Source organism: Variovorax sp. GW460-12-1-14-LB1, from assembly GCF_059423605.1.
This window is the reverse complement of record NZ_JBWKYF010000001.1, coordinates 227,007-251,219: the sequence shown is the minus strand read 5'-3', so window position 1 is coordinate 251,219 and position 24,213 is coordinate 227,007. Positions and strand designations below refer to the sequence as shown.

Annotated in this window: 24 protein-coding genes; 3 read left to right on the top strand and 21 right to left on the bottom strand. The window is 69.3% G+C overall.

Annotation, left to right across the window (positions count from 1 at the left end; genetic code table 11):
* Nucleotides 1-2 precede the first annotated feature (2 nt).
* The 12 genes from AC07Y4_RS01220 to AC07Y4_RS01165 form a co-directional block, all read right to left on the bottom strand.
* Nucleotides 3-953: an ABC transporter permease gene (locus tag AC07Y4_RS01220; protein WP_487850145.1), complete on the bottom strand. Its 951-nt coding sequence runs from the start codon at nt 951-953 to the stop codon at nt 3-5.
* Nucleotides 954-974: 21 nt separating this feature from the next.
* Nucleotides 975-1,916, bottom strand: coding sequence for an ABC transporter permease (locus AC07Y4_RS01215; RefSeq protein WP_062468895.1), 942 nt, complete (start codon nt 1,914-1,916; stop codon nt 975-977).
* Between the two features lie 129 nt (nt 1,917-2,045).
* Nucleotides 2,046-3,638, bottom strand: a complete 1,593-nt coding sequence (locus tag AC07Y4_RS01210; protein ID WP_487850146.1) for an ABC transporter substrate-binding protein — start codon at nt 3,636-3,638, stop codon at nt 2,046-2,048.
* A gap of 6 nt (nt 3,639-3,644) precedes the next feature.
* Complete coding sequence (locus AC07Y4_RS01205) at nt 3,645-4,184, bottom strand: MarR family winged helix-turn-helix transcriptional regulator (protein ID WP_487850147.1); 540 nt, start codon at nt 4,182-4,184, stop codon at nt 3,645-3,647.
* Nucleotides 4,185-4,418: 234 nt separating this feature from the next.
* On the bottom strand, nt 4,419-5,876 hold the full coding sequence (locus tag AC07Y4_RS01200; protein ID WP_487850148.1) for an N-acyl-D-amino-acid deacylase family protein: 1,458 nt from the start codon (nt 5,874-5,876) through the stop codon (nt 4,419-4,421).
* 13 nt (nt 5,877-5,889) lie between these two features.
* On the bottom strand, nt 5,890-6,897 hold the full coding sequence (locus AC07Y4_RS01195; protein WP_487850149.1) for an ABC transporter ATP-binding protein: 1,008 nt from the start codon (nt 6,895-6,897) through the stop codon (nt 5,890-5,892).
* Entirely contained in the window at nt 6,894-7,928 is a 1,035-nt protein-coding gene (locus AC07Y4_RS01190; RefSeq protein WP_487850150.1) for an ABC transporter ATP-binding protein, read from the bottom strand. The genes AC07Y4_RS01195 and AC07Y4_RS01190 overlap by 4 nt, the downstream gene beginning before the upstream one ends.
* A 13-nt stretch (nt 7,929-7,941) precedes the next feature.
* Nucleotides 7,942-8,856 (bottom strand): ABC transporter permease, encoded by a 915-nt coding sequence (locus AC07Y4_RS01185; protein ID WP_487850151.1) that lies wholly within the window; start codon nt 8,854-8,856, stop codon nt 7,942-7,944.
* A gap of 25 nt (nt 8,857-8,881) precedes the next feature.
* On the bottom strand, nt 8,882-9,817 hold the full coding sequence (locus AC07Y4_RS01180; protein WP_056574393.1) for an ABC transporter permease: 936 nt from the start codon (nt 9,815-9,817) through the stop codon (nt 8,882-8,884).
* A 15-nt stretch (nt 9,818-9,832) separates the two neighbouring features.
* The gene (locus AC07Y4_RS01175; RefSeq protein ID WP_487850152.1) at nt 9,833-11,410 is read right to left on the bottom strand and encodes an ABC transporter substrate-binding protein; all 1,578 of its coding nucleotides are present in this window, start codon (nt 11,408-11,410) and stop codon (nt 9,833-9,835) included.
* Nucleotides 11,411-11,459: 49 nt separating this feature from the next.
* Nucleotides 11,460-12,911 (bottom strand): M81 family metallopeptidase, encoded by a 1,452-nt coding sequence (locus AC07Y4_RS01170; RefSeq protein ID WP_487850153.1) that lies wholly within the window; start codon nt 12,909-12,911, stop codon nt 11,460-11,462.
* Nucleotides 12,912-12,944: 33 nt separating this feature from the next.
* Nucleotides 12,945-14,105, bottom strand: coding sequence for an NAD(P)/FAD-dependent oxidoreductase (locus tag AC07Y4_RS01165; RefSeq protein WP_487850154.1), 1,161 nt, complete (start codon nt 14,103-14,105; stop codon nt 12,945-12,947).
* A gap of 204 nt (nt 14,106-14,309) precedes the next feature.
* Between AC07Y4_RS01165 and AC07Y4_RS01160 the strand changes: the two genes are divergently transcribed.
* Both AC07Y4_RS01160 and AC07Y4_RS01155 read left to right on the top strand, forming a co-directional pair.
* Entirely contained in the window at nt 14,310-15,023 is a 714-nt protein-coding gene (locus tag AC07Y4_RS01160; protein WP_095946835.1) for a helix-turn-helix domain-containing protein, read from the top strand.
* Nucleotides 15,024-15,066: 43 nt separating this feature from the next.
* Nucleotides 15,067-15,411 (top strand): DUF2200 domain-containing protein, encoded by a 345-nt coding sequence (locus AC07Y4_RS01155; RefSeq protein ID WP_487850155.1) that lies wholly within the window; start codon nt 15,067-15,069, stop codon nt 15,409-15,411.
* Nucleotides 15,412-15,424: 13 nt separating this feature from the next.
* Here AC07Y4_RS01155 and AC07Y4_RS01150 read toward each other — a convergent pair whose 3' ends face one another.
* From AC07Y4_RS01150 to AC07Y4_RS01115, 8 genes are all read right to left on the bottom strand, one after another.
* Nucleotides 15,425-16,240 carry a class I SAM-dependent methyltransferase gene (locus AC07Y4_RS01150; protein WP_487850156.1) on the bottom strand — a complete coding sequence of 272 codons (816 nt, stop codon included), beginning with the start codon at nt 16,238-16,240 and terminating at the stop codon, nt 15,425-15,427.
* Nucleotides 16,241-16,448: 208 nt separating this feature from the next.
* Nucleotides 16,449-16,847, bottom strand: a complete 399-nt coding sequence (locus tag AC07Y4_RS01145) for a DUF2845 domain-containing protein (RefSeq protein ID WP_487850157.1) — start codon at nt 16,845-16,847, stop codon at nt 16,449-16,451.
* Nucleotides 16,848-16,858: 11 nt separating this feature from the next.
* Nucleotides 16,859-17,155 carry a hypothetical protein gene (locus AC07Y4_RS01140; protein ID WP_487850158.1) on the bottom strand — a complete coding sequence of 99 codons (297 nt, stop codon included), beginning with the start codon at nt 17,153-17,155 and terminating at the stop codon, nt 16,859-16,861.
* A gap of 132 nt (nt 17,156-17,287) precedes the next feature.
* Nucleotides 17,288-17,746: a chromate resistance protein ChrB domain-containing protein gene (locus tag AC07Y4_RS01135; protein ID WP_487850159.1), complete on the bottom strand. Its 459-nt coding sequence runs from the start codon at nt 17,744-17,746 to the stop codon at nt 17,288-17,290.
* A complete protein-coding gene (locus AC07Y4_RS01130; protein ID WP_487850160.1) occupies nt 17,743-18,669 on the bottom strand; it encodes a Fe-Mn family superoxide dismutase in 927 nt (308 codons plus the stop codon). The genes AC07Y4_RS01135 and AC07Y4_RS01130 overlap by 4 nt, the downstream gene beginning before the upstream one ends.
* A 10-nt stretch (nt 18,670-18,679) precedes the next feature.
* A complete protein-coding gene (chrA, locus tag AC07Y4_RS01125) occupies nt 18,680-20,053 on the bottom strand; it encodes a chromate efflux transporter (protein WP_487850161.1) in 1,374 nt (457 codons plus the stop codon).
* Between the two features lie 170 nt (nt 20,054-20,223).
* Complete coding sequence (locus tag AC07Y4_RS01120; RefSeq protein WP_487850162.1) at nt 20,224-20,664, bottom strand: surface-adhesin E family protein; 441 nt, start codon at nt 20,662-20,664, stop codon at nt 20,224-20,226.
* Nucleotides 20,665-20,738: 74 nt separating this feature from the next.
* Nucleotides 20,739-21,503, bottom strand: coding sequence for an AraC family transcriptional regulator (locus AC07Y4_RS01115; RefSeq protein WP_487850163.1), 765 nt, complete (start codon nt 21,501-21,503; stop codon nt 20,739-20,741).
* 133 nt (nt 21,504-21,636) lie between these two features.
* Here AC07Y4_RS01115 and AC07Y4_RS01110 point away from each other — a divergent pair, with 133 nt between their 5' ends.
* Nucleotides 21,637-22,437, top strand: coding sequence for a sulfite exporter TauE/SafE family protein (locus AC07Y4_RS01110; RefSeq protein ID WP_487850202.1), 801 nt, complete (start codon nt 21,637-21,639; stop codon nt 22,435-22,437).
* Between the two features lie 20 nt (nt 22,438-22,457).
* On the opposite strand, the gene AC07Y4_RS01105 is transcribed toward AC07Y4_RS01110, so the two are convergent.
* A complete protein-coding gene (locus tag AC07Y4_RS01105) occupies nt 22,458-24,110 on the bottom strand; it encodes an ankyrin repeat domain-containing protein (RefSeq protein ID WP_487850164.1) in 1,653 nt (550 codons plus the stop codon).
* Between the last annotated feature and the right edge of the window lie 103 nt (nt 24,111-24,213).

Below are 24,213 nucleotides of genomic sequence, written 5' to 3'. Positions count from 1 at the left end.
GCTCAGCCTCCGCGTGCCTTGAACTTGGGATCGAGTGCGTCGCGCAGGCCGTCGCCGAGCATGTTCACGGCCAGCACCGTGAGCGCCAGGAAGAGGCCGGGCAGCAGCACGGTCGAGGGGTGTGAGGTGAAGTGCGTGCGGCCTTCGGACATGATGTTCCCCCAGGTCGGCACTTCGGACGGCAGGCCGATGCCCAGGAAGGACATCACCGCCTCCACCAGCATCGCCGCCGCGCAGATGAAGGTGCCCTGCACGATCAGCGGCGCCACCGTGTTGGGCAGGATGTGGCGCCCCATCAGCTTCCAGGTCGGCGTGTCGAGCGCGACGGCCGCTTCCACGTACGGCTCTTCGCGCACCGACAGCACCACCGAGCGCACCAGCCGCGCCACGCGCGGCGTCTCGGGCACCACGATGGCCAGGATCACCGTGAGCAGGCTGGGCCGCCACACGGCCACCAGCACGATCGCGAACAGGATGCCGGGGATGGCCATCATCCCGTCCATCACCCGCATGATCACGCCGTCCAGCCGCCGGAAGTAGCCCGCCACCATGCCCACCACGAGGCCGAACGCGACCGAGCCCAGCGCCACCGCCACGCCCACCGACAGCGAGATGCGCGCGCCGTAGGCCGTGCGGCTCCACAGGTCGCGGCCCATGCTGTCGGTGCCCAGCGGAAAGAAGCGATCGAAGCTGTCGCCCGCCAGCGTGGTGAACTCGGCGCGCGCGCCGGGCGGCAGGTGCGAATTCGCGGGGTCCATCGCGTTCGGGTCGATGGTGCCGAGCCAGGGCGCGGCCACCGCCAGCAGCAGCATCGCGGCCAGCAGGATGCCGCCGATGCGCACGCCGCCGTTGGCGAGCAGGCGGCGCAGCAGCGAGCGGGCCGGGGCCCGGGGTGCGGCGGGAGGAACCGCGACAGAGGCAGGCGCGTCGTCGCGCAGGGAGATCGAAGTCATGGCGGGGCTTTCGAAGGAAGGTCAGTACCGGATGCGCGGATCGAGCAGCAGGTAGCTCAGGTCCACCAGCAGGTTGACCACCACGTACACGAGCGAGAAGAAGAGGGTGATCGCCTGGATCAGCGGGTAGTCGCGCGAGAGCACGGCGTCCACCGTGAGCTGGCCCAGGCCGGGGATCGCGTAGATCGTCTCGGTGACCACCACGCCGCCGATCAGGCCCGCCACGCTCAGGCCGATGACGGTGGCGATCGGCACGGCCGCGTTGGCCAGTGCGTGGCGCAGCAGCATGCGCCACTCGGCGATGCCCTTGGCGCGCGCGGTGCGCACGTAGTCTTCGGTGAGCGCCTCCGACACCGCCGCGCGCGTGACCCGCGCGATGAGCGCCGCGTACATCACGGCCAGCGTGACGCAGGGCAGCGCCAGGTGGCGCAGCCACGGGCCCACGCCGTCGCCGATGCGCTGGTAGCCCTGCGAGGGCAGCCAGCCGAGCTGCATCGAGAACAGCCAGATCATCACGTAGCCGGCCACGAACACCGGCACCGAGAAGCCGAGCACCGAGGCACCCATGATGAAGCGGTCGAGCCGCCCGCCGCGCCGCGAGGCCGCGAGCACGCCCAGCGGCACGGCGATCAGCACCGTGAGCACCACCGTCACCGCCGCCACCGAGAGCGTGGGCTCCAGGCGCTGGCCGATCAGGTCGGTCACGCGCATCCGGTAGAAGAACGAATAGCCGAGGTCGCCGCGCAGCACCTGGCCGAGCCAGTGCACGAACTGCGTCACGATCGATGCGTCCAGGCCCAGCTGGGCGCGGATGCGTGCGATGTCCTGCGCGCTGGCCGCGTCGCCGGCGATGGCCGCCGCGGGGTCGCCGGGCGTCATGCGCAGCAGCAGGAAGACGATGACGGCCACGATCAGGAGCACGGGCGCGGTGGCCAGTCCGCGGCGCAACAGGAAGTGGAGCATGTGAATCAGGTCCTTGACGAGGGGCCGGGCGTGTGGCGCGGGCAAAGGAAGTCCCGCCCGGCTGCCGCGCGAGGCGCAGCCGGTCAGGGGTGGCGATCAGAGGGAGAGAGGGGGCGGGCGCGACCCGGCTTACGGCGCGGACGTCTTGCGCACGTTCCAGTACAGCACCGCCGGCGACGGCAGCAGGCCGGTGATGGTGCCGCGGCGCACGGCCGTGGGCGCCTTGCCTTCGCCGAGCGGGGCGAGCACGCCGTGCTCGAGAACGACCTGCTGGATCTGCGTGGCGATCTCCTTGCGCTGCGCGAGGTCGGCGGTGGCGATGAACTTGGTCTTCAGCGCCTCGAGCTCGGGCACCACGGGCCAGCCGAAGTAGCCCTGGTCGCCGTTGCCGGTCAGCGGGCTGTAGCCGATGGGGCTGCTCGCGTCCACGCCGCCCCAGAAGGTGATGAAGGCGTTCCAGCCGCCGTTCTCGGGCAGGTCTTTCTTGGCGCGCCGGGTCACGAGCGTGGCCCAGTCGGTGGTCTGCACGTCGACGTTGAAGCCCACCTGCTTGAGCAGCTGGCCGTACACCGCGGGCAGCTTGTTCAGCGCGGGCGCGTCGCCCGGCAGCAGGATCACCACGGGCTTGCCGTCGTAGCCCGATTCCTTGAGCAGCTTGCGCGCCTCTTCGAACTGCGGCTTGCCGGTGTAGAAGCCCGTCTTGTCGCTCGCATAGAGCGAGCCGCACAGGTAGATCGAGGCGCAGGGCTTGTAGAAGTCGCGGAAGGTGACCTGCGCGCGCAGCATCGCCTCCTGGTTGATGGCCAGCATCGCGGCCTTCAACGCCTTGGGGTTGTTGAACGGCGGCACCTTGTGGTTGTAGAGCACCGTGAAGGGGCCCGCCGGCATCACGTCGACGAGCTCGATCTTGTCGTTGGTGCGCATGCCGGTGTAGCCCGACGAGGGCACGGTCTCGAGCATGTCGACCTCGCCGTTGAGCAGCGCATTGGCCTGCGTCTGCGGGTCGCGCAGCATCACCCATTCGACGCGGTCCACGTGCACCACCTTGCCGCCGGCCAGGCCCGAGGCGGGTTCCTTGCGCGGCACATAGGCGGTGTTCTTGCGGTAGATGACGCGGTCGCCCGGGCGGAAGTCTTCCTTGGCGAGCGTGAAGGGGCCGGAGCCCACCAGCTCGTCGATCTGCTTGTCGGCGGGCGTGTCGGCCACGCGCTTGGGCATGATGAAAGGCACCAGCGGGTTGGGCTTGCCGAGCGCGTCGAGCACCACGCCGAAGGGCTGCTTGAACGTCATGCGAAAGCCGTTGGGGCCGTCGGCGGCGATGCTGTCCATCGTCTCGTACATCTTCTGGCCCAGCGTGTCGCGTTTGGCCCAGCGCGCCAGCGAGGCGATCACGTCCTGCGAGGTGACCGGCGCGCCGTCGTGGAACTTCAGGCCCGGGCGCAGCGTGAAGCTCCACACCTTGTTGTCGGCGCTCGCGCTGTACCTGTCGACCATCTGCGGCTTGATGACGCCCTTCTCGTCCATCGCGAAGAGGGTGTCGTAGATCATCAGGCCGTGGTTGCGCGTGATGTTGGCGGTGGTCCAGATCGGATCGACGATCTTCAGGTCCGACGAGGGCACGGTGCGAAGCACGGTCTGGGCGGACGCGGTGGCAGCGAAGCACAAAGCGAGCGCCGACAGGGAAGCCGCCGCGACGCGGCGCGGTGAAAAATGGATTGCCATGGAGCCTTACTTCTTTCGGGAGGGAGCGGAAGACGAGGGGGAGGAAGACGGGGGCGATTCCTTGCTTTCGCGCAGCTGCACCAGCAGGAATTCGAAGATGTCGCGCGAGCCTTCTTCGGCGTCGATGAGCTTGTGCATGATGCGGCGCAGGTTCTCGATGTCGGCGACGCTCAGGCAGTCGAGAAAGCGCGCTTCCATCTCATGCCCGATGGGCTCGGCGCGCAGCACCATGTCGATGCCGGCCTGGCTGAGGCACAGGCGGATCTGCCGCGCATCCTCGGCGCCGATCTGGCGCTCGACCAGCTCGCGCTGCACCAGCGAACTCACCAGCTTGGAGACCAGCGTCTTCTCGATGGCGCAGGTCTGCACCAGCTGGCCCATGGTGATGCCGGGCGCGGCGCCGATCATGCGCAAGAGGCGCACGTCGCGGATCGACAGGCCGAGCTCGATCTCGTAGATGCGCGAGCCGCGGTCGCGCGTGCGCTGCGACGCCAGGTCGAGCAGGACGTTGAGGTAGTCGTCTTTCAGGCGAAGCGGGGCGTGCATGGCGGGTTGGTAGAAGTCTTCAATAGTTGAAATGTTCAACTATGTGGGCAAACTACGCAAGCTCCGGGCCAGCTGTCGAGGGAAATCCCCTAGGGTCGTGCCGCCAGAGGGGGAAAGCGCAAAGGAGAAAGAAAAACCGGGCCCCTGAGGCCCGGCGTGTTCACCGATCCGGTGCTGCGCATGCACCAGGATGCGAAGGCGGGCGCCGTGCAGGCGCCGCCGAGGTGCGAGGTGTCAGGCTGCGTCCTGGCGCACGATCACCTGGCCGTTGCGCGCACCGCTGTGCACGCCGTGGCGCCAGGTGACGGCGCCGTTCACGATCACCGCGTCGATGCCTTCGGCGGGTTCGGTCGGCGTTTCGTAGTTCGCGGTGTCGCGCACGGTGGCGGCGTTGAAGACCACCACATCGGCGTGATGCCCGACCTTGAGCGCGCCGCGTTCGTGCAGGCCGAAGTTGCGCGCCGTGAGCCCCGTCATCTTCCACACGGCTGTCTCCAGCGGGAACAGCCCCACGTCGCGGCTGTAGTGCCCCAGCACGCGCGGGAAGGTGCCCCACAGGCGCGGGTGCGGCTTGTCGCCCAGCGGGATGCCGTCGGAGCCGATCATGGTTTCGTCGAAGGCGAGCACGCGCTGCACGTCGTCCTCGTCCATCATGAAATAGATGGCGCTGCCGGGCGACAGGCGCAGCGCGGCCTCTTCGCCCGACACGCCCCATTCGGCCGCGATGTCCTTCAGGTCGCGGCCCGCGCATTCGGGGTGCGGCACGCTCGAAGCGATGAGCACGCGGCCGTCCATCATCCCGCGGTCGGTGCGGATCATGGTGGAGCCGGCCGTGTACGGGTAGCAATCGAGCCCGATGCACTGGTGCTTCATCGCTTCCTGGATGAAGGGCAGCGTGACCTTGGTCTTGCCGAAGTTCTGCGTGTTCTGCACCTTGTGGTGCGACACCACCACGGGGATATCGAGCGCGCGGCCGATGTGGAAGGTTTCTTCGAGCGACTCCATCACGCGGTCGCTCTCGTCGCGCATGTGCGTCACGTACAGCGCCTTGCGCGCCGTGAGCGGGCGGCCGACCTCGATGATCTCCTCCGTGGTCGCCTTCACGGCCGGCGGGTAGAAGGTGCCGGTCGACAGGCCGATGGCGCCGGCCTGCATCGCTTCTTCGACCAGCGCCTGCATGGCGGCGATCTCCTTGTCTGTCGCGGGGCGGTCGAGGTCGGACATGGTCACGGCGCGCAGGGTCGAGTGGCCGACCATCGCCGCCACGTTGACCGACGAGGGCGTGGCGCGCAGCGCGTCGAGGTAGGCCGCGAAGGTCGTGAAGCGGTCTTCCGGCGGCGTCTCGAGCAGGCTCAGCGGCATGGGCAGGTCCATGTCGGCGCGCAGCGGCGCGGCGCTGATGCCGCAGTTGCCCGCCACCACCGTGGTCACGCCCTGCGACACCTTGAACGGCATCTGCGCATGCGACAGCACGGCCTGGTCGTCGTGCGTGTGCGAGTCGATGAAGCCCGGCGCGACGATGCGGCCCGTGGCGTCGAGCGTCTGGTCGGCCGTGTGGCCCGCGAGCTTGCCGATGGCGGCGATGCGGCCATTGACGATGCCCACGTCGGCGTCGAAGCGCGGGGCCTTGGTGCCGTCGATCACGGTGCCGCCGTGGATCAAGAGGTCGTAGTGGGGTGTCTTGTCGGTCATGAGGGCAATGCTTTCAACGGAAGTGGCAGGCGACCCAGTGGCCGCCCTGGGAAGTCGAGGGGCGCTCGCTCAGTTCGGGCGTCTTCTCCTTGCACACGGCCTGCGCCATCGGGCAGCGCGTGTGAAAGCGGCAGCCCGAGGGCGGGTTGGCCGGGCTCGGCGGATCGCCCTGCAGCAGCAGGCGGCGCGCCGGCGTGCGTGGGTTGGGCACGGGCACGGCCGACAGCAGGATCTCGGTGTACGGATGGCGCGGTGCCGAGAACAGCGTGTCGCGGTCGGCGATCTCCACGATGTGCCCGAGGTACATCACGGCCACGCGGTGGCTGATGTGGCGCACCACGGCCAGGTCGTGCGCCACGAACAGGTAGGCGATGCCGAACTCGGCCTGCAGGTCCATCAGCAGGTTGACCACCTGGGCCTGCACCGACACGTCGAGCGCCGACACCGGCTCGTCGCAGACGATCAGCTTGGGGTTGAGCGCCAGCGCGCGCGCAATGCCCAGGCGCTGGCGCTGGCCGCCCGAGAACTCGTGCGGAAACTTCTTCGCCGCCTCGGGCCGCAGGCCCACGCGCGAGAACAGCCACTGCACGCGCTCGCGGCGCTCGGCCACCGACACGTCGCCGAAGTTGCGCAGCGGCTCGGCCACGATATCGCCGGCCGTGAGGCGCGGGTTCAGCGAGGCGTAGGGGTCCTGGAAGATGATCTGCAGGTCGCGCCGGCGCTGGCGCATCGCGTTCGCGGGCAGGGTCAGCAGCTCTTCGCCGTTCAGGCGCACCGAGCCCGAGGTGGGCTCGACCAGCCGCATCACCGACTTGGCCGTGGTGGTCTTGCCGCAGCCCGACTCGCCGACCAGCGACAGCGTCTCGCCGTGCCCGACGTTGAACGACACGCCGTCGACCGCTTGGATCGCCGGCTTGGTCGGTCGCAACCAGCGCCGCGGCGAGGTGTAGTGCTTGCGCAGCTCGCGCACCTGCAGCAGCGGCGCCTTGGTGGATGGGGTCGTCGTTGTCGTTGTCGTCATGCGCTCACCTCGGCAGCCTCGTCGGTCCATTGTTCCTGCACCGCGAAGCAGGCGACCACGTGGCCGTCGCCCTGCGTGGACAGCGGCGGCGTCTCGCGGCGGCAGCGTTCGCGTGCCTGCGCGCAGCGCGCGGCAAAGGCGCAGCCGCGCCCGAGCTCGTGCGCGGCGGGCACCATGCCCGGGATCTCGTGCAGCCGCGCGCTCGACGTGCTCATGGCGGGCATCGAGGCCATCAGCGCGCGGGTGTAGGGGTGCAGCGGGCGGTCGAAGAGGTCGACCACGTCGGCCTCTTCCACCTTCTTGCCGGCGTACATGACGACGACGCGGTCGCAGCTCTCGGCCACCACGCCCAGGTCGTGCGTGATCATCACCACGCCCATGCCCAGCTCCTTCTGCAGCCGCTTGATGAGGTCGAGGATCTGCGCCTGGATCGTCACGTCGAGCGCGGTGGTGGGCTCGTCGGCGATCAGCACCTCGGGGTTGCAGGCCAGGGCCAGCGCGATCATCACGCGCTGGCGCATGCCGCCCGAGAGCTGGTGCGGGTACTCGTTCACGCGCCGCTCGGGCTCGGGGATCTGCACCAGCCGCAGCATCTCGACCGCGCGCTGCAGCGCCTCGGCGCGGCTGGCCTTCTGGTGCAGCTGCACCGTCTCGCCGATCTGCCGGCCCACGGTGAGCACCGGGTTCAGCGAGGTCATCGGCTCCTGGAAGATCATCGAGATGCGGTTGCCGCGGATCTGCCGCATCTCGCGCTCGCTGAGCTGCATCAGGTCGGTGCCGCGCAGGCGCACCGCGCCCATGTGGCGGCCGGGCGGCGTGGGCACCAGCCGCAGGATCGAGAGCGCGGTCACGCTCTTGCCGCAGCCCGATTCGCCGACCACGCCGAGCGTGCGGCCCGCGCGCACGGTGTACGACACGCCGTCGACCGAGCGCACCGTGCCCGCGAGCGTGCTGAAGTAGGTGCGCAGGTTGTCGACCTCGAGCAAGGGCTCGCCGGGGGCGAGGGTGGCCTGGGACATGGGGATCGTCATGGCGCGTTCCTCTTCACAGCTGCCGCGCCAGGCGCGGGTCGAGCGCATCGCGCAGGCCGTCGCCGAGCAGGTTGATAGCCAGCACCGTGGCCGCCAGCAGCAGGCCCGGGTACAGGATGATGTGGAACGCCACGGTCACGAAGTTGCGGCCCTCGGCCATCATGTTGCCCCAGCTCGGCGTCTGCGAAGGCACGCCCACGCCGAGGAAGGACAGCGCGGCTTCGGTGAGCACGGCGGCGGCGGCCACGAAGGTGGCCTGCACCACCAGCGGCGCCACGATGTTCGGCAGCACGTGTCGCACGAGGATCACCGGCAGCCGCGTGCCCACCGCGTGCGCGGCCTCCACGAACAGCTGCTCGCGCAGCGTGAGCGCCAGCGAGCGCACCAGCCGCACCACGCGCGGAATCTCGGGCACGGTGATGGCGATGATCACGGTGGTGAGGCTGGCGCGCGTCACGGCCATGAGCGCGATCGCCAGCAGGATGCCGGGGATGGCCATGAGCCCGTCCATCACCCGCATGATCGGGCCGTCGGCCCAGCGCACGAAGCCCGACACCAGGCCCAGCGCGATGCCGAAGAAGGTGGCGAGCACGGCCACCGAGGCGCCGACGATCATCGACACGCGGCCGCCCCACACGGCGCGGCTGAACACGTCGCGGCCCAGCGCGTCGGTGCCGAACCAGTGCTCGGCCGAGGCCGGCTGCATGCGCGCGAGCGGGTCGATGTCCTGCGGGTCGTGGGTGGCGATCCAGGGCGCGGCGATGGACAGCGCGGCCACCGCGATGAGCAGCAGCGCGCCGACGATCAGCGTCGGGTGCTTGCGCACCCAGCGCCAGCGCGGCGGTACGAAAGGAGGGTCTTCGGCGGCATCGGCAACGGCGGCGGGAATCGGCGCATCGACCTCGCGCAAGGGCAGGGCAGTGGACATGGCGTCGTGGGGCTCGTTCTTTGTTCTAGTACTGGATGCGCGGATCGAACAGGCGGTAGCTCAGGTCGATCAGGAGGTTGATCAGCACGTACACCCCCGCCGACAGCAGCAGCACGCTCTGGATCACCGGGTAGTCGTGGCGCTGCACCGAATCGATCACCAGCCGGCCCACGCCCGGAATGGCGAACACCGTCTCGGTGACCACCACGCCGCCGATCAGGAGCGCAATGCCCGCGCCGATGGTGGTGGCGATGGGAATGGCCGCGTTGCGCAGCGCATGGCCCAGCACCGGCAGCACGCCCAGGCCCTTGGCACGCGCGGTGCGGATGTAGTCCTCGTGCAGCACTTCGAGCACGGTGGCGCGCGTCATGCGCGTCACCAGCGCGATGTACACCAGCGCCAGGTTCACGCAGGGCAGCACCAGCGCGCGCAGCCAGGCGCCGGGGCCTTCGGAGAAGTTCACGTAGCCCTGCACCGGAAACCACGGCAGCTGCACCGCGAAGGTGTAGACCAGCAGGTAGCCCACGAGGAACACCGGCACCGAGAAGGCCAGCACCGCGAACAGCATCACGAGGCGGTCGATCCAGGTGCCCGCGCAGTAGGCCGCGAGCGTGCCCAGCGGCACGGCCGTCACCAGCGTGATGAGCATGGTGAGCGCCGCGATCGACACCGTGGGCTCCAGCCGCTGGCCGAGCAGCTGCGTCACCGGCACCTGCGTGAAGATCGAGGTGCCCAGGTCGCCCGTGAAGATCTTGCCGATCCACAGCCCGAACTGCTGCCACAGCGGCAGGTTCAGGCCGAGCGCGGCGCGCAGCTTGTCGATGTCCTCGGTGGTGGCGAGGTCGCCCGCGATGAGCGCGGCCGGGTCGCCCGGCGAGAGGTGGATCAGCAGGAACACCACCACGGCCACCACCGCCATCACCGGCAGCGTGGAAAGAAAGCGTCGAACGATGTAGCCCATGGCGGTGCGCGTGGCTTACTTGTCGAGCATCCAGACGGTGGGCAGGCCGGCCCACATCTTGTCCAGCCCCTTGATGCTGGCGCGCGCCGCGAACGCGGCCGAGTACTGGCCGGCGTTGATGTACGGCACGGCCTCGTAGGCGCGCGACTGGAAGGCGTCGAGCAGTTCCTTGCGCTTGGCCGGCATGGTTTCCTTCAGCCAGGCGGTGCGCAGCTCGTCGAGTTTCTTGTCGCAGGGCCAGCCGGGCAGCGTGTTGCCGCAGGCCGCGCCCAGGTAGGCGTTGCTGATGGGCGAGTTCACGTCGAACTCGCCGGCCACCGTGACGTACATGTTCCAGCCGCCGGCGTCGGACGCGTCGCGCTTGGCGCGGCGTGCACCGATGGACGCCCAGTCCATGGTCTGCGCATCGACGTTCAGGCCGATGCTCTTCATGGTCTGCGCGGCCATCAGCGCCTCGGCGTTGAGGTAGGGCACGTCGCTGGGCACCATCAGCACCACCTTCTCGCCCTTGTAGCCGGCGTCGGCGAGCATCTTCTTCGCCTTGGCGACGTCAGCCTTGCGGTAGGGCTCCGCGCCGGCGGAGGTGTCGTTGGGGCTGCCGCAGATGAACCAGGTGGCGCAGTAGGCCATGCGCATGTCCAGCGGGAAGCCCATGGCCGCGACGAAGCGTTCCTGGTTCACGGCCTGCAGCAGCGCCTGGCGCACCTTCGGGTTGTCGAAGGGCGGGTGCAGCTGGTTCATCACCAGGAAGCCCTGGTAGGCGCCGCCGGAGCCGATCTTGATGTTGTTGTCGGTGCGCAGCGGTGCGATGTAGTCGGGCGGCAGCTGCTCGATGTAGTCGACCTCGCCGCGCTTGAGCGCCGAGATCGCGCTGTTGGCGTCGGGCAGGTAGAGCCATTCGACGCGGTCGAGGCTGGTCTTCTTGCTGCCGGCCAGGCCGCTGGGCGGCTCGCTGCGCGCCACGTAGTTCGGGTTGCGCACGAACACCGTCTTGTTGCCCGGCACCCATTCGTCACGCTTGAAGATGAAGGGCCCCGAGCCGACGACCTCGGTCAGGGGCGCGGTGGCCGGCAGCTTGGCGATGCGCTCGGGCAGGATCACCGGCGGAAAGCCCGAGGGCTTGGCCAGCGCGTCGAGCACCATGCCGAAGGGCTCGTTGAGCGTGAGTGTGAGGGTGCGCGCGTCGGTGGCCTTCCACTCGGCGCCGACGGCCGTCATGGCGCGGCCCAGGCTGTCGCGTGCCGCCCAGCGCTGCAGCGAGGCCACGGCGTCGGCCGAAGTCACGGCGGCGCCGTCGGAGAACTTCAGGCCGGGGCGCAGCGTGAAGCTCCACTGCTTGCCGTCCTTGGAGGTCGTGTACTTCTCGACCATCTGCGGCTGCGGCTTGCCGGTGGCGTCCTGCGCGAACAGCGTGTCGTACACCATGTGGCCGAAGTTGCGCGAGATGTAGGCCGTGGTGAAGGTCGGGTCGAGGATCTTCAGGTCGGCATGCGCCACCACCTTGAGTGTCTTGGGCGGCGTCTGGGCGAGCGCGGGAAGGCTGGCGGCCGAAAGGGCCAGGGCAGCGAGGGCAGCAAGCGTTCGTCGGGTCATCGTCGGTTCTCCGGTCGGTGGGGCGAAACAAAAAAGAAGAAGAGGGAGCTCAGGCGGCGACGCCGATGGGCCACTTCGGCAGGCGAGCCTTGCGGTACGGCAGGGTGGTGAGGTCGAGCGTCACGGCGCCCGGTGCGCCGGCGTAGATCACGTGCTTGGCCACCTGCGAGTACGACGCGTAGAAGTGCTGCGACGACTTGACCACGACGATCTTCTTGGCCGCCAGGTCGCAGCCCAGCTGCGTGAACAGGTCGGTGCCCATGGCCTGGTTGCGCCGCGTGATCAGCACGATCTCGATGCCGTTCACCTCGACCAGCGCGCAGTCGCCCATGGCGGTGGGCGTGTTCGACAGGCCCGTCATCACCAGGTCTTCCTGCAGCGCCTTCACGGTGCATTCAAGGTCGAGCGGGTCGCCCGACAGCGGACTGATCTTGCCGCCGATGCGCATCTGCAGCCTGGCGCCCACGCCGGCGTCGAAAGCGATGCGCACGGCGATCGGGTCCCACATCGGGCCGAGCGCGGCGTTGGTGATGCCGCGCTCCAGCATGCGGCGCAGGATGAAGGTGGAGTCGCTCGCCGCGCCGCCGCCGGGGTTGTCGGCGCCGTCGGCCAGCACCACGGGGCCGCCGTCGAAGGCCAGGGCCTCGTCGAGCGAGTCGTCGATGCTGGGGTAGTTGACCGTGAGGCCGTCGCGCATGGCGATGACTTCGTCGGCCAGCTGGCGTGCCAGCGCATTGGCCTTGGCCTGATCGCCGTCGGTGTAGACCAGCACCTTGGTGCCCATCTCGGGCACGTCGCCCCACGAGAAGCCGTGCGTGAGCGAGACCGAAAGCACACCGTCCTTGCCTTCGAGCGCCTGCATGCGCTGCACGAAGCTGCGCGCCGGTTCGCGCGAGGTGTGGACGGTGACGATGATGTCGCAGTCGACCATCGCGACCACCGGCTTGACCTTGCCTTCGACGGCCGCGGCGCAGATGTCGACCAGCTCCAGCCCGCGTTCGAGCACGTCGGTGTGCGGGTACTCCTTGAAGGAGACCATCACGTTGGCGTTGTCCACCATGGCGGGCGTGAGGTGGTTGTGCGGGTCGAGCTCGGCGCCGATCACCACATCAGGGCCCACGATCTGGCGCACGCGCGCCAGCATGTCACCTTCGCAGTCGTCGTAGCCGTCGGCCACCATCGCGCCGTGCAGGCCGAGCAGCACCATGTCGACCGGCAGCGCGGCGCGCAGGTCGTTCAGCATTTCGTCGCGCAGGGTTTCGTAGGCGTGGCGCGTGGTGATGCCGCTGGGCTGTGCGCCCGCCACCATGCCTTCGAGCAGCGTCCAGCCCTTTTCCTTGCCGCGGATGCGCGCGGCCCACAGCGGGCCCGAGTAGATCGTCAGCGCATCGGGATGCTGGCCGGCGGGAAAGTAGCCGCGGTCCTTGAAGGAAGCGATGCCGGTCGGCATCGGGCCGAAGGTGTTGGTTTCGGTCGCGAGGGAAGCACTGAAGACACGCATGGGATGGTCTCTTGGGGTTGTGGGTTGTTCTTGTCAGGCGGCAGCGGCGGTGCGCAGCCGCTGCGGGCCGAGCATCTCGACCGTGAGCCCGAAGCCCGCGATACGCTCGGGCAGCGGCAGGCCGCGTGCCAGCGCGGCGCAGGCCTCGCCCATGGCGGCCGAGGTCTGGATGCCGTAGCCGCCTTGCGCCGCGACCCAGAAGAAGCCGGGCGCGTCGGGCGCGAAGCCGCCCACCAGGTCGCCGTCGGCCACGAAGGAGCGCAGGCCGGCCCAGGTGCGCGTGGGCCGGCGGATGGCGAGCGTGGTCGCCTCCTCGATGCGGTGCATGGCGATGGCGATGTCCATCTCTTCGGGCTGCACGTCCTGCGGCTCGACCGGGTCGGCGTTGGCCGGCGAGCCCAGCAGCATGCCGGCGTCGGGCTTGATGTACCAGCCCTCGTCGGCGGCGAACACCATCGGCCAGTGCGCCACGCTCTGGCCCTCGGGCGGCGCGAAGATGAAGGCCGAGCGGCGGCGCGGCTCGATGCCCAGCGGGCGCACGCCCGCCAGCTGCGCGATCGTGTCGACCCAGGCGCCGGCAGCGTTGAGCACCACGGGCGCCTCGTACACCGTGCCACCCGCCGTCACGCGCCAGCGTTCGCCCACGCGTTCCATGGCCGTGACCTCGGCGTCGCACACCAGCTTGCCGCCGGCCTGGCGCATGCCGCGCAGGTAGCCCTGGTGGATGGCGTGCACGTCCATGTCGGAGGCATCGGGTTCGTACACCGCGCCGGCTACCTGCTCGGGGCGCAGCGCCGGCACCATCTCGCGCGCCTGCTCGCCATCGAGGCGCTGGGCACCGACGTCCATGGCCCGCAGCAGCTCCCAGTGCGCTTCGAGCTCGTGCAGGTGCTCGGTGCCCGCAACCATCATCGCGCCGCGCGGCGTGAGCAGCGGGTGCTCGGCGAAGCCTTCGGGCGGGTGTTCGAGGAAGGCGCGGCTGGCCATGGTGAGGGCGCGCACCTGCGGCGTGCCGTAGCTCTCCATGAAGAGCGCGGCCGAACGGCCGGTGGAGTGGTAGCCCGGCTGGGCTTCGCGTTCGAGCAGGATCACGCGGGCATGCGGGGCGAGCCAGTGGGCCACCGAGGCCCCGGCGATGCCGCCGCCGATCACGAGGTAGTCGGCCACGACGGGAGTGGTTGTGTTTGTTGTCATCGCCGAAAAGTGTAGGTAGAAATTTGCGGATACGCAAATTGATTTGCGCCAACCAAGGGGAAACCATGGGTGCACCATCGAGGTGAAATTTGCGTACACGCAATTTGCGCATACGCAAAACGCATGCCGGGGCTGTCGCGCCGTGCGTGGCCGGCCGGGCGCGGGGCTGGCAGAATCACCCGGCATACCTAGAGAAAGCCAAGCGTGACTCCACACACAGGGAACCGGGGCGGGGCGAAGCCGAAGGAAGAGCCGCCCACGCTGGACCGCACCACTTTCGGCCATCGCCTGCGCACCGCGCGCAAGCGTTTCGGCTGGACGCTGGCGCAACTGGCCGAGCGCTCCGGCGTGTCGATCACCACCATCTCGCGCGCCGAGCGCGGCCAGCTCGCGCTCGGCTACGAGAACTTCACCGCGCTGGGCCGCGCGCTCGAGATGGACATGAACGCCATGTTCGCGGGCGCGGGCGTCAAGCCCGAGCAACTCGACGGCCCGGTCGTCACGCGCGCGGGCAAGGGCGTGGTCTACAAGGGGCTGGCCATCGCCTACGAGTTCCTGGGCACCACCGCCGCCGGCAAGCAGATGAGCCCCATCGTCGGCACCGTGCACGCGCGCCGCATCAACGGCCCCGAGGACTTCGTGCGCCACACGGGCGAAGAGTTCGCCTACGTGCTGTCAGGCGAGATCGACGTGTACTTCGACAACGGCGAGGTGGTGCGCCTGGCGCGCGGCGACTCGCTGTACTTCGACAGCCGCCTCGGCCACGCCTATGTGAGCGTGAGCCGTCAGCTCGCGAAGATCGTGGGCATGACCTCGGGGGAGAGCGGGCACATGAAGTCGGCGCGCGAGGCGCCTGCGATGAAGCCGGCGCGCAAGACCGTGGTGGCGAAGAAAGCCGCGGGTGGCCGCAAGGGCTGAGCGCCCGCGTCAGCCTGCGGCCCGACTTGAAGGAGACATGACGATGTCCGAGCACAAGATTTTCGCGATGCCGTTCGCCAAGGTGTACCCGATGTACGTCCAGAAAGCGGAACGCAAGCAACGCACGAAAGACGAAGTCGATCAGGTCATCTGCTGGCTCACCGGCTACGACGCGGCGGGGCTGCAGCAGCAGATCGAACAGCAGAACGATTTCAGGACCTTCTTCGCCCAGGCCCCGGCGCTGCACCCGAACCGCGCGCTGATCAAGGGCGTGGTGTGCGGCGTGCGCGTCGAGGAAGTCGAAGACCCGCTGATGCAGAAGATCCGCTACATGGACAAGCTGGTCGACGAGCTGGCCAAGGGCAAGGCGATCGAGAAGATCCTGTGAACGTAGTGCCTGTCTACCCCGTCGCCACGATGACGTGCGCCTGGATCTTGCCCGCCACCGGGCCGGTGCCATGGCGGCTGGCGATCGCCTCCTCCGCGCGGTCGGTCGCGAGTTGGAGCAGGCTCGCGTCGCGCGCCTCGATCTCGTTGCGCAGCGGCGTGCCCTGGCAGTAGGCCACCGCCACCTCGCGTGCCGAGGGCGAGTGGCTCAGCTTCTCGTGCGTCTGGATCTCGATGTCGGTGAACCCCGCGCGGCGCAGGTCGTCGCGGATCTGTGCGACGTCGTGGTAGCCGTGCGGCGTGCGCGCGAGAAAGCGCGGCGGGTCGTCCGGGAACACGGTGGCGACGGCGCGGGTGACGTCGTCGGCGAAGGCGTTCTCTTCGATGCGGTCCCAGACGCTGAACACGAAGCGCCCGCCGGGTTTCAGCACGCGGCGCGCCTCGCTGTAGCCGGCGACCCGGTCCGGGAAGAACATGGCGCCGAACTGGCACAGGACCACATCGAAGGAGGCGTTCTCGAACGGCAGGGCGAGCGCATCGGCCTGCCGCCATTCGATGCGGTTGTCCCTCGCCTGGCGGGTGACGGCGTAGTCGAGCATGGCGGGGTTGAGGTCGGTCACCACGTAGCGCGCACCGGCGCCGAGCTGGGGTGCCAGCATCCGCGTGACCGCGCCGCTGCCGGCCGCCGTTTCCAGCACCGCGCGGGGCGAGAACGCAGCGACCAGGGCGGCCGCGTCGACGGCGTAGCCCTCGAAGATCAGGGGGACCATCAGCGTGTCGTAGAACTTCGGGATCGAGCCCGCGAACACCTTGTCGCTTTCGTCGGCCATGGGAACTCCTTGAAAGCTCTGAACAGAGCGGGCCTGCTCCCTTGCTCCAACGAGTCCGTTGCCTGTTCGGGCATGCGTGACGGGGACGATGGGCCATGGTGGCCCTGCCAGGCATCGTCGTCAACGCCGTTGCGCGGGCGTCCTCCCCTGTAGTGGGTACCGGAGATGTTGCCGGGCGTTTCGGGCGCGCTGATCGGTCGACCGCTCCCTAACGGCCGCGGTCCCCATCGCGCACCGATTCGATCGTGCCGTTGTAGATGCGCACGATGCCGAAGAAGGTGCCCGGCCCGCGGTCGTAGGTCCATTCCTCCATTGGTACGCATTGATTGGCCAGCACCGCCTCGGGGCTGCCCGGCCGATAGGGCGTGAGGACCCAGCCGAGCTGCACCATCGGCACGCAGACCGCTTGCCGGTAGACCGGCTCGCCGCAGGTCTGGAGCAAGGTCGCGGGCGATGCCCCTTTTCCGACGAGGTAGCCGTTGCAGGCGAGGGACTGTGCTGCCGCGGAACTGGCGATCAGCAAGGCGGCAGCGGCGATCGAAACCCCAGTGACCAGGCGTGCGAAACGAGCCGCGCCCCGCATCGTTGACCCTCTTGAATGCTTCATGTGCGCATCACTCACTCACGAACCAGCTGGGCGTACCGCCAGAGGCCCCAGATCGCGCCGACGGTGATGCCGATGCTCACGCTCCAGCCCGCCGGCACATCGAATCCGAGCGCCAGGATCAGCATCAAGCCGACGCTGACCAGCGCGATGAAAGTCAGCGTGACGAAATCGAAGCGCGCGACCTCGACGGTGTCTTCCGCCACGCTGCGGTTGCGCTGGCCGTGCTTGCGGCGCAGGCCGCGGAACAGCAGGACATCGAGAACGAAATCGAAGATGCCGACGACAAGGTCGGCCAGGATGCTCCACATCGGGACGCTCCATTTGCGGTGACACCCTGGGTTGTCGCTGTGCGCTCAAGGGTCCGACCCGGGTGGTGCGGCGGAGCCGGGCGAAATGTTAGCGCGCTTCCGGCACGGCAGGCCATCATCCTCCGACCCGCTTCACGCCGGCATCTTCGGCGGCCAGTTGTGCGTCTCGCCGCGGCCCTCGCTGCACCAGGCATAGAGCGCGTCGTACATCACCAGCCCGTGCTGCAGCATGGCGTGGTCATCGGCGAACACGCGCGACAGGCCCAGCGAGATGGCGTAGAGCCCGGCCGACTGCGGCGTGAGGTCGAGCCGCGAGGTGTCCGCACCGCGCACGATGTCGGCCATCTGGTGCAGCGCAGGGTCGGCGAGCTCGTACTTCGCGAGGAAGGCGTCGAAGCTGCAGCGCTCGCCGACGTGGCTCATCTCCACGCCCGGAATGTCGTAGGGCGTGGCGCCGGTGCTTTGCGCCATCGCCAGCACGTCGGCCGGCGGCACGTAGAGAAACTCGGCCTCGCGGTCGATGAAGCGCAGGATCAGCCACGGGCAAGCGATGCGGTCGATCTTCGGGCGTTCGCGGGTGATCCATTTCATGGCGTGGCTCCTGGGTCGGCAGGCTTGGGCTGGAGCGGCCGGCCGGCGGCCTGCCAGCCGTCGATGCCGCCGCGCAGATAACGTGCATCCAGGCCCGCGGCGCGCAGCCGCAGGGCCGTGCTGCGCCCCACCTCGTGGCCGTACACGCAGTAGACGACGAGCGCGCGGTCGGCCGGAAGTTCGGCGGCCCAGCGATCGACCGCGGCCGGGTCGCGCCAGCGCGCACCGGGGATCATCGACGCGGTCTGCTCGAATACGCCGGCGCGGCGCACGTCGAGCAGCACCGAGCCGGCCACGTCGTCTGCTGTCGCTCCGAAAGGTTCGCTGGCGGCGTGCACCGCCTGCTGGTAGCGCGCGTACACCGGGGCCCAGTCGATGTTGGCCATGAAGGCTTCGACATACGCGCCGGCGGCGGCGCCGTGGTCCAGGTGGTAGGCGTGCTCGTACATGTCCAGCGCCAGCAGGGGCGTGCCGCCCGCCAGTGCGTGGGTGTGATCGGTGGCCCACTGGTTGACGAGCGTGCCCTCGCGCGGCTGGAAGGTGAGCAGCACCCAGCCCGAACCGCCGCCGAGCGCCTTGCCCATGGCGGCGAACTCTTCGCGCCATCGGTCGACGCTGCCGAAGCTGGCCGCCAGGGCGAGTGCCATGGCGGGCTCCATCGTCCGGGCGTCGCCGCCGAGCGAAGCGAAGTACAGCTCGTGCAGCAGCATCGAGTTGCAGGCGATGAGCTCTTCGCGCTTGAGGCCGTTGAGCGCGAAGCCGGGCATGGCGGTGAACGATGCCGTGGCGAGTTGCGCGCGGATGGCGTTGAGGCGCTTGACGGCGCCGCCATAGTTGTTCTGGTGGTGGCTGTTCAGAAGCTTCTGCGACAGCCCGCGCAGCGTGGCGGGGTCGAAGGGCAGCGGTTGGGGGCGGGCGTCCATGGGAACTCCTTCAGCGCGGCAGGGCAGACAGCCACGTGAGCGCCAACCCGATGGCCGCGCAGGCACCGAGCAGTGGCATCACGCCGACCTTGAAGCGGAACAGGGCGAGCGTCGCGGCCACGGCAATCACCGCCGAGATCGCGTCGAAGCGGCCTGCGAAGCCGTGCGGCCAGAGCACGTGGTACGCGAAGAACAGCGCCAGGTTCAGGATCACGCCCACCACCGCCGCGGTGATCGCCGACAGCGGCGCCGTGAAGCCCAGCCGGCCATGCGTGGCCTCGATGGCGGGCCCGCCCGCCAGGATGAAGATGAACGAAGGCAGGAAGGTGAAGAAGGTGACGACCGTCGCCGCCAGCGCGCCGCCGAGGAACAGCGAATCAGGCCCCAGCACCTGCGTCAGCCAGCCTCCGACAAAGCCGACGAAGGCCACGACCATGATGAGCGGCCCCGGCGTGGTTTCTCCCAGCGCCAGCCCGTCGATCATCTGCGCGCCCGAAAGCCAGTGGTACTGCTCGACGGCCCCCTGGTACACGTAGGGCAGCACGGCATAGGCGCCGCCGAAGGTCAAGAGCGCAGCCTTGGTGAAGAACCCGCCCATCTGCGTGAGCGTGCCGTGCAGGCCCTGGGTCGCGACGAGCACGCCCATGGCCAGCAGCCACAGGCCCAGGCCGATGCCCAGGACCTTCAGCAGATGCGCGCGCGAAAAGCGTGCGTGCGCCGGCGTGGGCGTGTCGTCGTCGATCAGCGCCGGGCCGTAGTGCTGCTGCGCGCTGCCGTGGCCACCGCCGAGTGCGAACACCTCGGGCGCCCATCGCGCGCCGAAGTGCCCGATGAGGCCGGCGGCCAGCACGATCGCCGGAAACGGCGCGTCGAACGCGAAGATGGCGACGAAGGCCGCGGCGGCGATGCCCCACATCCACCGGTTCTTCAACGCGCGGCTGCCGATGCGGTGCGCCGCGTGCAGCACCAGCGCGGTGACCGCCGGCTTGATGCCGTAGAAGATGCCGGCCACCACCGGCACGTTGCCGAAGCGCAGGTAGACCCACGATAGCGCGATGAGGATGAACAGCGAGGGCAGCACGAACAGGGCGCCGGCCACGAGGCCGCCGCGCGTGCGGTGCATGAGCCAGCCGATGTAGGTGGCCAGCTGCTGCGCTTCGGGGCCGGGCAGCAGCATGCAGAAGTTCAGCGCATGCAGGAAGCGCTTCTCGCTGATCCAGCGCCGTCGCTCGACCAGCTCCGCATGCATGATCGCGATCTGTCCGGCGGGCCCGCCGAAACTGATGAAGCCGAGCTTGAGCCAGAAGCGAAGCGCTTCGGCAAAGGAAATGGGCGTGGGGGGCGCAGGAAGCGCAGAGGGGGCGTCAGGCAAGGCGGTGTCCACGGAAAACTCCGTTGAGGGTCACCAGCGCTTGGACGGGACACCGTCTTGCTTTGCAGCGCGGGAGGCTGTTTTCCCGCGGAAGGGCATCGTAGCAGCGGCAGTTCCTGCTGGCAACGTGAGGCCCTCAGGCCCTCTTCACGTTGCTGGAACGCACCCGTGCGTTTTTTTGGTCAGCGCACTTGCGCGCACACGCGCTTGAACACGATCCCGCTCACCGTGGTCGGGCCGCCAACGGCCTTCCACTCGCTGCGCCGGGCGAGGTCGATGTCGTGCACTTCCAGCGGCCCGTTGTGGCTCACGACGCGGCGCATCTTTTCGCGCCGGCCCTTGCAGTCGTAGTCGTAGAGATAGCGTGAGGTGCGAAACGGGGTCTTGCCCACGTCGGTCTGCAGCTCGTCATAGCGGTAAAGCGTCCACGCTTCCACGGCATCGCCATGCGGCTTGACCGAATCGCGCTGCAGCAGCACCTGCTTGCGCGGGGTGGTGGCGATCTCGGTCCAGGTGTCGGCGGCGTGTGTGGCAACTGCAGTCAGCAAGGTCGCTGCTGCGCAGGCGGATGCGACGAGGTGGCATGCCAGCACGGCGCGGTGCTTGGGCAGACGAGGCTTCATTGGTTTCACTCCCTGTGAATCGGTGGCAAGCAGGCGAAGAATGCCATGCATCGCCGCGGGCGAGAACCTGTGCCTCAGGCCGCGATGAACGCCGAAGGCTTCTGCCCGAGCCGCTTGCGGAACATGGTGGAGAAGGCGCCCGGGCTGTCGTAGCCCAGCTGAAGCGCCACCGCCGTCACCGGCCGGCCCGTTGCCAGCTGGGCCATGGCCGAGAGCAGGCAGGCCTGGCTGCGCCATTCGGCGAACGCCATGCCGGTGTGCAGGCGAAAGAACCGGCTGAAGGTGCGTTCGCTCTGGTGCAGCTGCTGCGCCCAGGCCAGGGGCGACGTGCGCACGTCGGGCGCGTGCAGGAAGGCGATGCACAGCGCCGCCAGTCGCGGTTCGCCCGGCAGCGGCGCAAAGAAGGGCAGGGCCGCCGCGCGGCCGACTTCTTTCAGCACCAGCGCCATCAACAGGCCGTCGCGGCCGCGTTCGTCGTACAGCGCCGGCACGTCGATGGCCTCGATCAGCAGCTGCCGCAGCAGCGGCGACACGGCCAGCACTTCGCACTGCGGACCGCCGCGCGGCACAGCGGCCGGCTCGATGTAGAGGCTGCGCGTGCTGACGCCCACCATCCGCACCCGGTGCGGTTTGCCGGCCGGAATCCAGACGCCGCTGTGCGGCGGCACGACCCAGGCGCCGTCGTCCGTGCCCACCTCCATCAGCCCGGTCGCGCCGTAGAGAAACTGGGCGCGGCGGTGGCTGTGCATCTCGAGCAGGGTGCCCGGCGCGTAGTCGGTGCCGATGGCCAGCACGGCGCGGGGCGTGGGGTCGAGGGTGTCGAGGGGCTGGTTGCGCACGGCAGCGGATTTGTGGGTTGGCCGGAACGCAAATATTGTTGACCGAACATCGCAAGCGCGCCAGCCCCTCGGACTCTAGCCTCGAGGCTTCTTTCCGTGTCGATGGAGTGAGTGCCTTGTGTCGTTGTATGTGATGTTGGTGGTGTGCGGATGCCTGACGGGCGTCACCACCGTGCTGTTCGGTTTCGGCGGTGGATTCGTCGTGGTCCCGTTGCTCTACCAGCTGCTGTCCCAGCTGAATGCGGCCGACAGCGCCGTCGGGCAGTCGGCCATGCAGATCGCGGTGGCCACCTCCACCTGCGTGATGGTCTTCGGCGCGCTGCTGGCCACGTGGCGGCATCAGCGTGCAGGAACGCTGGACTGGTCGCACATCAGGCCTCTGCTGGGCGTCATCGGTGCTGGTGCGGTGCTGGGTGCGCTGGCCGCCACCGCGGTCCACGGGGAATGGCTGCGCTGGGCGTTTGCGGCGTACCTCGCGCTGACCATCGTGGACTGCTGGCTGCGGCCCGGCTTTCTTGCGCCGGCCGTGGCGAGCAAGGCTGCGCCCTCTCTCGCGGCCACGGCGCTGTCGGGCCTGGCGATCGGCTGGATTGCCGCGTTCCTCGGCGTCGGCGGCAGCGTGATGACGGTGCCCCTCATGCGCCGTCGCGGCATCGAGATGAGCCGCGCGACGGCCATGGCCAATCCGCTGTCCCTACCGGTCGCGCTGGCGGGCACGGCCACCTACGTGGCCCTGTCCGCCACCTCGACGCCGTCGTTCGGGCCGTGGCACGTGGGGTATGTCGACGTGCGCGCGGCGGCGGCGCTCGTGGTGGGTTCGTGGATCGGCATCCGCGTCGCCGCGCTGTGGATCGGGCGCATTCCGGACCGCATCCACGCCAAGGTCTACCTGGCCTTGTTGATCGTGGTGTTTGGGGCGATGGTGGTGCGCTGAGCGCGCGGCACCGTCCGGCTTCACGCCATCGATGCGCCCAGCAGGAAGTCCGTGACCTCGTCCGAGAACACGCTGCGCCGCGCACCGAGGAGCACGCCGTTTGCGTCCTGCGGGTCGGGCCGCGCGGGAGGCATGCCGTGGGCCACCAAAGCCTGGGCGCAGCCGACCCAGTCGCCGCCTTCGACGGGCTCGTTGAGCGAGGCCCACGACAAGGTGCCGCAGGCGTTGTCGCCGAAGCCGTGCGGCGCCTGCCAGTCGGCACCGTGTGCGAGCAGGAACCGGGTGAGCGCTGCATCGCCGCAGAACACGGCGTGGTTGAGTGCCGAGGCGTCCCAGTCGCCGCCGCGGACTTCGAGCGGCCAGCCGAGCGTGACCATCGCCTTCACCGCGTCGCTGCAGCCCTGCGCCGCGAGCTCGGGCAGCAGGCGAAGCTGCGTGGGGTCGAGCGCGCCGATGAGGCCGGGGTGCCGCGCCTGCAGCTCGCGCGCCGTGGCTTCGTCGCCGCGCGCGCAGGCTGCGATGAAGGCTTCGCTGGTGGCGAGCGGCGTCGGGTCGCCGCTTGCGGCCTTCAGCAGCTGCGCGACCTCGGTCAGCCCGAAGCGTAGGGCGATGGTGTGCGCGGGCGTGCCATCGGACGTGAACACGTCCGGGCGCGCGCCGGCGGCCAGCAAGGCCTCGATGTGTGCGGGCGAGCGGCGGCGGCGAAGGGCCCACAGCAGCGGCGAACCCCAGTCCGAGATGGGCGGGCCCTGCGGCGGTTCGTTCGCGTCGCCGCCGTGTGCGAGCAGGAGGCGCAGCGTCTCGACATCGTCCAGGTCGAGCACCCGGTACAGCGCGTTGGAACCCGTCACGCGCGCGCCGGCTTCCAGCAGCAGCTTCGTGCAGGCGGGCTGGTCCAGCGAGTGGTACAGCGATTCGCCGTCGTTCGGGTCGGCCCCGGCGTCGAGCAGCAGCTTCGTCAGTTCGGGGTCGTGGTTCTGGCCGGCCGCACCGTACAGCGCGGACAGGCGCTCGGTGTCGGCGGGCGCTTCGAGCGATGCGGGAGGCCAGCGGTTGCCGGCCGATTGATCGGGGGACGCGCCGGCGTCGAGCAGGAACTTCGCGCACGCGTGCAGGCGTTCGCGATGGCCCGGCAGTCGCATCAGGCCGGAATGCGTGACGGCGACGAGCGGCGGCAGTTGCAGCGGGCCGCCCGCGCGATGGACCCATGCCGGGTCTTGCGCGGAGGCATGGCGCAGCGCGGCTTCATCGCCGATGGCGCAGGCCACCCAAGGGTCGCCACCGGCCACCAGGGCGGGGTTCTCGTCGCGCATGCGCAAGGCCGCCGCGGGCCGTGCGCGGTTCGTGCCGCCGGCGATGTCGCCCGCGTACACGAGGCACAGCCAATGGAGCACCGCTTTGGCCGGCTCATCGACCTGCGCCCTGCGGGCGAGGACAAAGCCCTGCAGGTCGGCCCACGACGCGAAGCCGTACTCGCGCGCCACGCACGACTGGGCATCGTGCAGACGCAAGCCCTGGGCTGCGAGGGCGCCGTCGGTCTTGCCCGTTGCGGCCGGCAGAGCGCTGCGAAATCGGTGAAAGGCCGTGGGATCGTTGCTGCGGTAGAGCGCCAGCAGTTCCTTGGCTTGCTTCTTCAGGTGGCCGATGTCGGGCCGGGCGGGAATGCGCTTCATGGAAACCTCCGTGCATCAGGCGCCGATGACCCGCAAATCCGGCTGCACAAAAGGCTGTGGATCGTCATGAAGAAGGCAAGTGGGTTCAACCCTTCCCGCGGGC

Coding starts and splice junctions, on each gene's coding strand:
- AC07Y4_RS01185 (WP_487850151.1), bottom strand. CDS start 8,856: ATGTCCACTGCCCTGCCCTTGCGCGAGGTCGATGCGCCGATTCCCGCC.
- AC07Y4_RS01200 (WP_487850148.1), bottom strand. CDS start 5,876: ATGACCGACAAGACACCCCACTACGACCTCTTGATCCACGGCGGCACC.
- AC07Y4_RS01140 (WP_487850158.1), bottom strand. CDS start 17,155: ATGTGGAGCATCCTGGCCGACCTTGTCGTCGGCATCTTCGATTTCGTT.
- AC07Y4_RS01135 (WP_487850159.1), bottom strand. CDS start 17,746: ATGAAATGGATCACCCGCGAACGCCCGAAGATCGACCGCATCGCTTGC.
- AC07Y4_RS01220 (WP_487850145.1), bottom strand. CDS start 953: ATGACTTCGATCTCCCTGCGCGACGACGCGCCTGCCTCTGTCGCGGTT.
- AC07Y4_RS01120 (WP_487850162.1), bottom strand. CDS start 20,664: ATGAAGCCTCGTCTGCCCAAGCACCGCGCCGTGCTGGCATGCCACCTC.
- AC07Y4_RS01155 (WP_487850155.1), top strand. CDS start 15,067: ATGTCCGAGCACAAGATTTTCGCGATGCCGTTCGCCAAGGTGTACCCG.
- AC07Y4_RS01170 (WP_487850153.1), bottom strand. CDS start 12,911: ATGCGTGTCTTCAGTGCTTCCCTCGCGACCGAAACCAACACCTTCGGC.
- AC07Y4_RS01165 (WP_487850154.1), bottom strand. CDS start 14,105: ATGACAACAAACACAACCACTCCCGTCGTGGCCGACTACCTCGTGATC.
- AC07Y4_RS01190 (WP_487850150.1), bottom strand. CDS start 7,928: ATGACGATCCCCATGTCCCAGGCCACCCTCGCCCCCGGCGAGCCCTTG.
- AC07Y4_RS01195 (WP_487850149.1), bottom strand. CDS start 6,897: ATGACGACAACGACAACGACGACCCCATCCACCAAGGCGCCGCTGCTG.
- AC07Y4_RS01175 (WP_487850152.1), bottom strand. CDS start 11,410: ATGACCCGACGAACGCTTGCTGCCCTCGCTGCCCTGGCCCTTTCGGCC.
- AC07Y4_RS01145 (WP_487850157.1), bottom strand. CDS start 16,847: ATGAAGCATTCAAGAGGGTCAACGATGCGGGGCGCGGCTCGTTTCGCA.
- AC07Y4_RS01210 (WP_487850146.1), bottom strand. CDS start 3,638: ATGGCAATCCATTTTTCACCGCGCCGCGTCGCGGCGGCTTCCCTGTCG.
- AC07Y4_RS01110 (WP_487850202.1), top strand. CDS start 21,637: ATGTTGGTGGTGTGCGGATGCCTGACGGGCGTCACCACCGTGCTGTTC.
- AC07Y4_RS01205 (WP_487850147.1), bottom strand. CDS start 4,184: ATGCACGCCCCGCTTCGCCTGAAAGACGACTACCTCAACGTCCTGCTC.
- AC07Y4_RS01130 (WP_487850160.1), bottom strand. CDS start 18,669: ATGGACGCCCGCCCCCAACCGCTGCCCTTCGACCCCGCCACGCTGCGC.
- AC07Y4_RS01150 (WP_487850156.1), bottom strand. CDS start 16,240: ATGGCCGACGAAAGCGACAAGGTGTTCGCGGGCTCGATCCCGAAGTTC.
- AC07Y4_RS01105 (WP_487850164.1), bottom strand. CDS start 24,110: ATGAAGCGCATTCCCGCCCGGCCCGACATCGGCCACCTGAAGAAGCAA.
- AC07Y4_RS01215 (WP_062468895.1), bottom strand. CDS start 1,916: ATGCTCCACTTCCTGTTGCGCCGCGGACTGGCCACCGCGCCCGTGCTC.
- AC07Y4_RS01180 (WP_056574393.1), bottom strand. CDS start 9,817: ATGGGCTACATCGTTCGACGCTTTCTTTCCACGCTGCCGGTGATGGCG.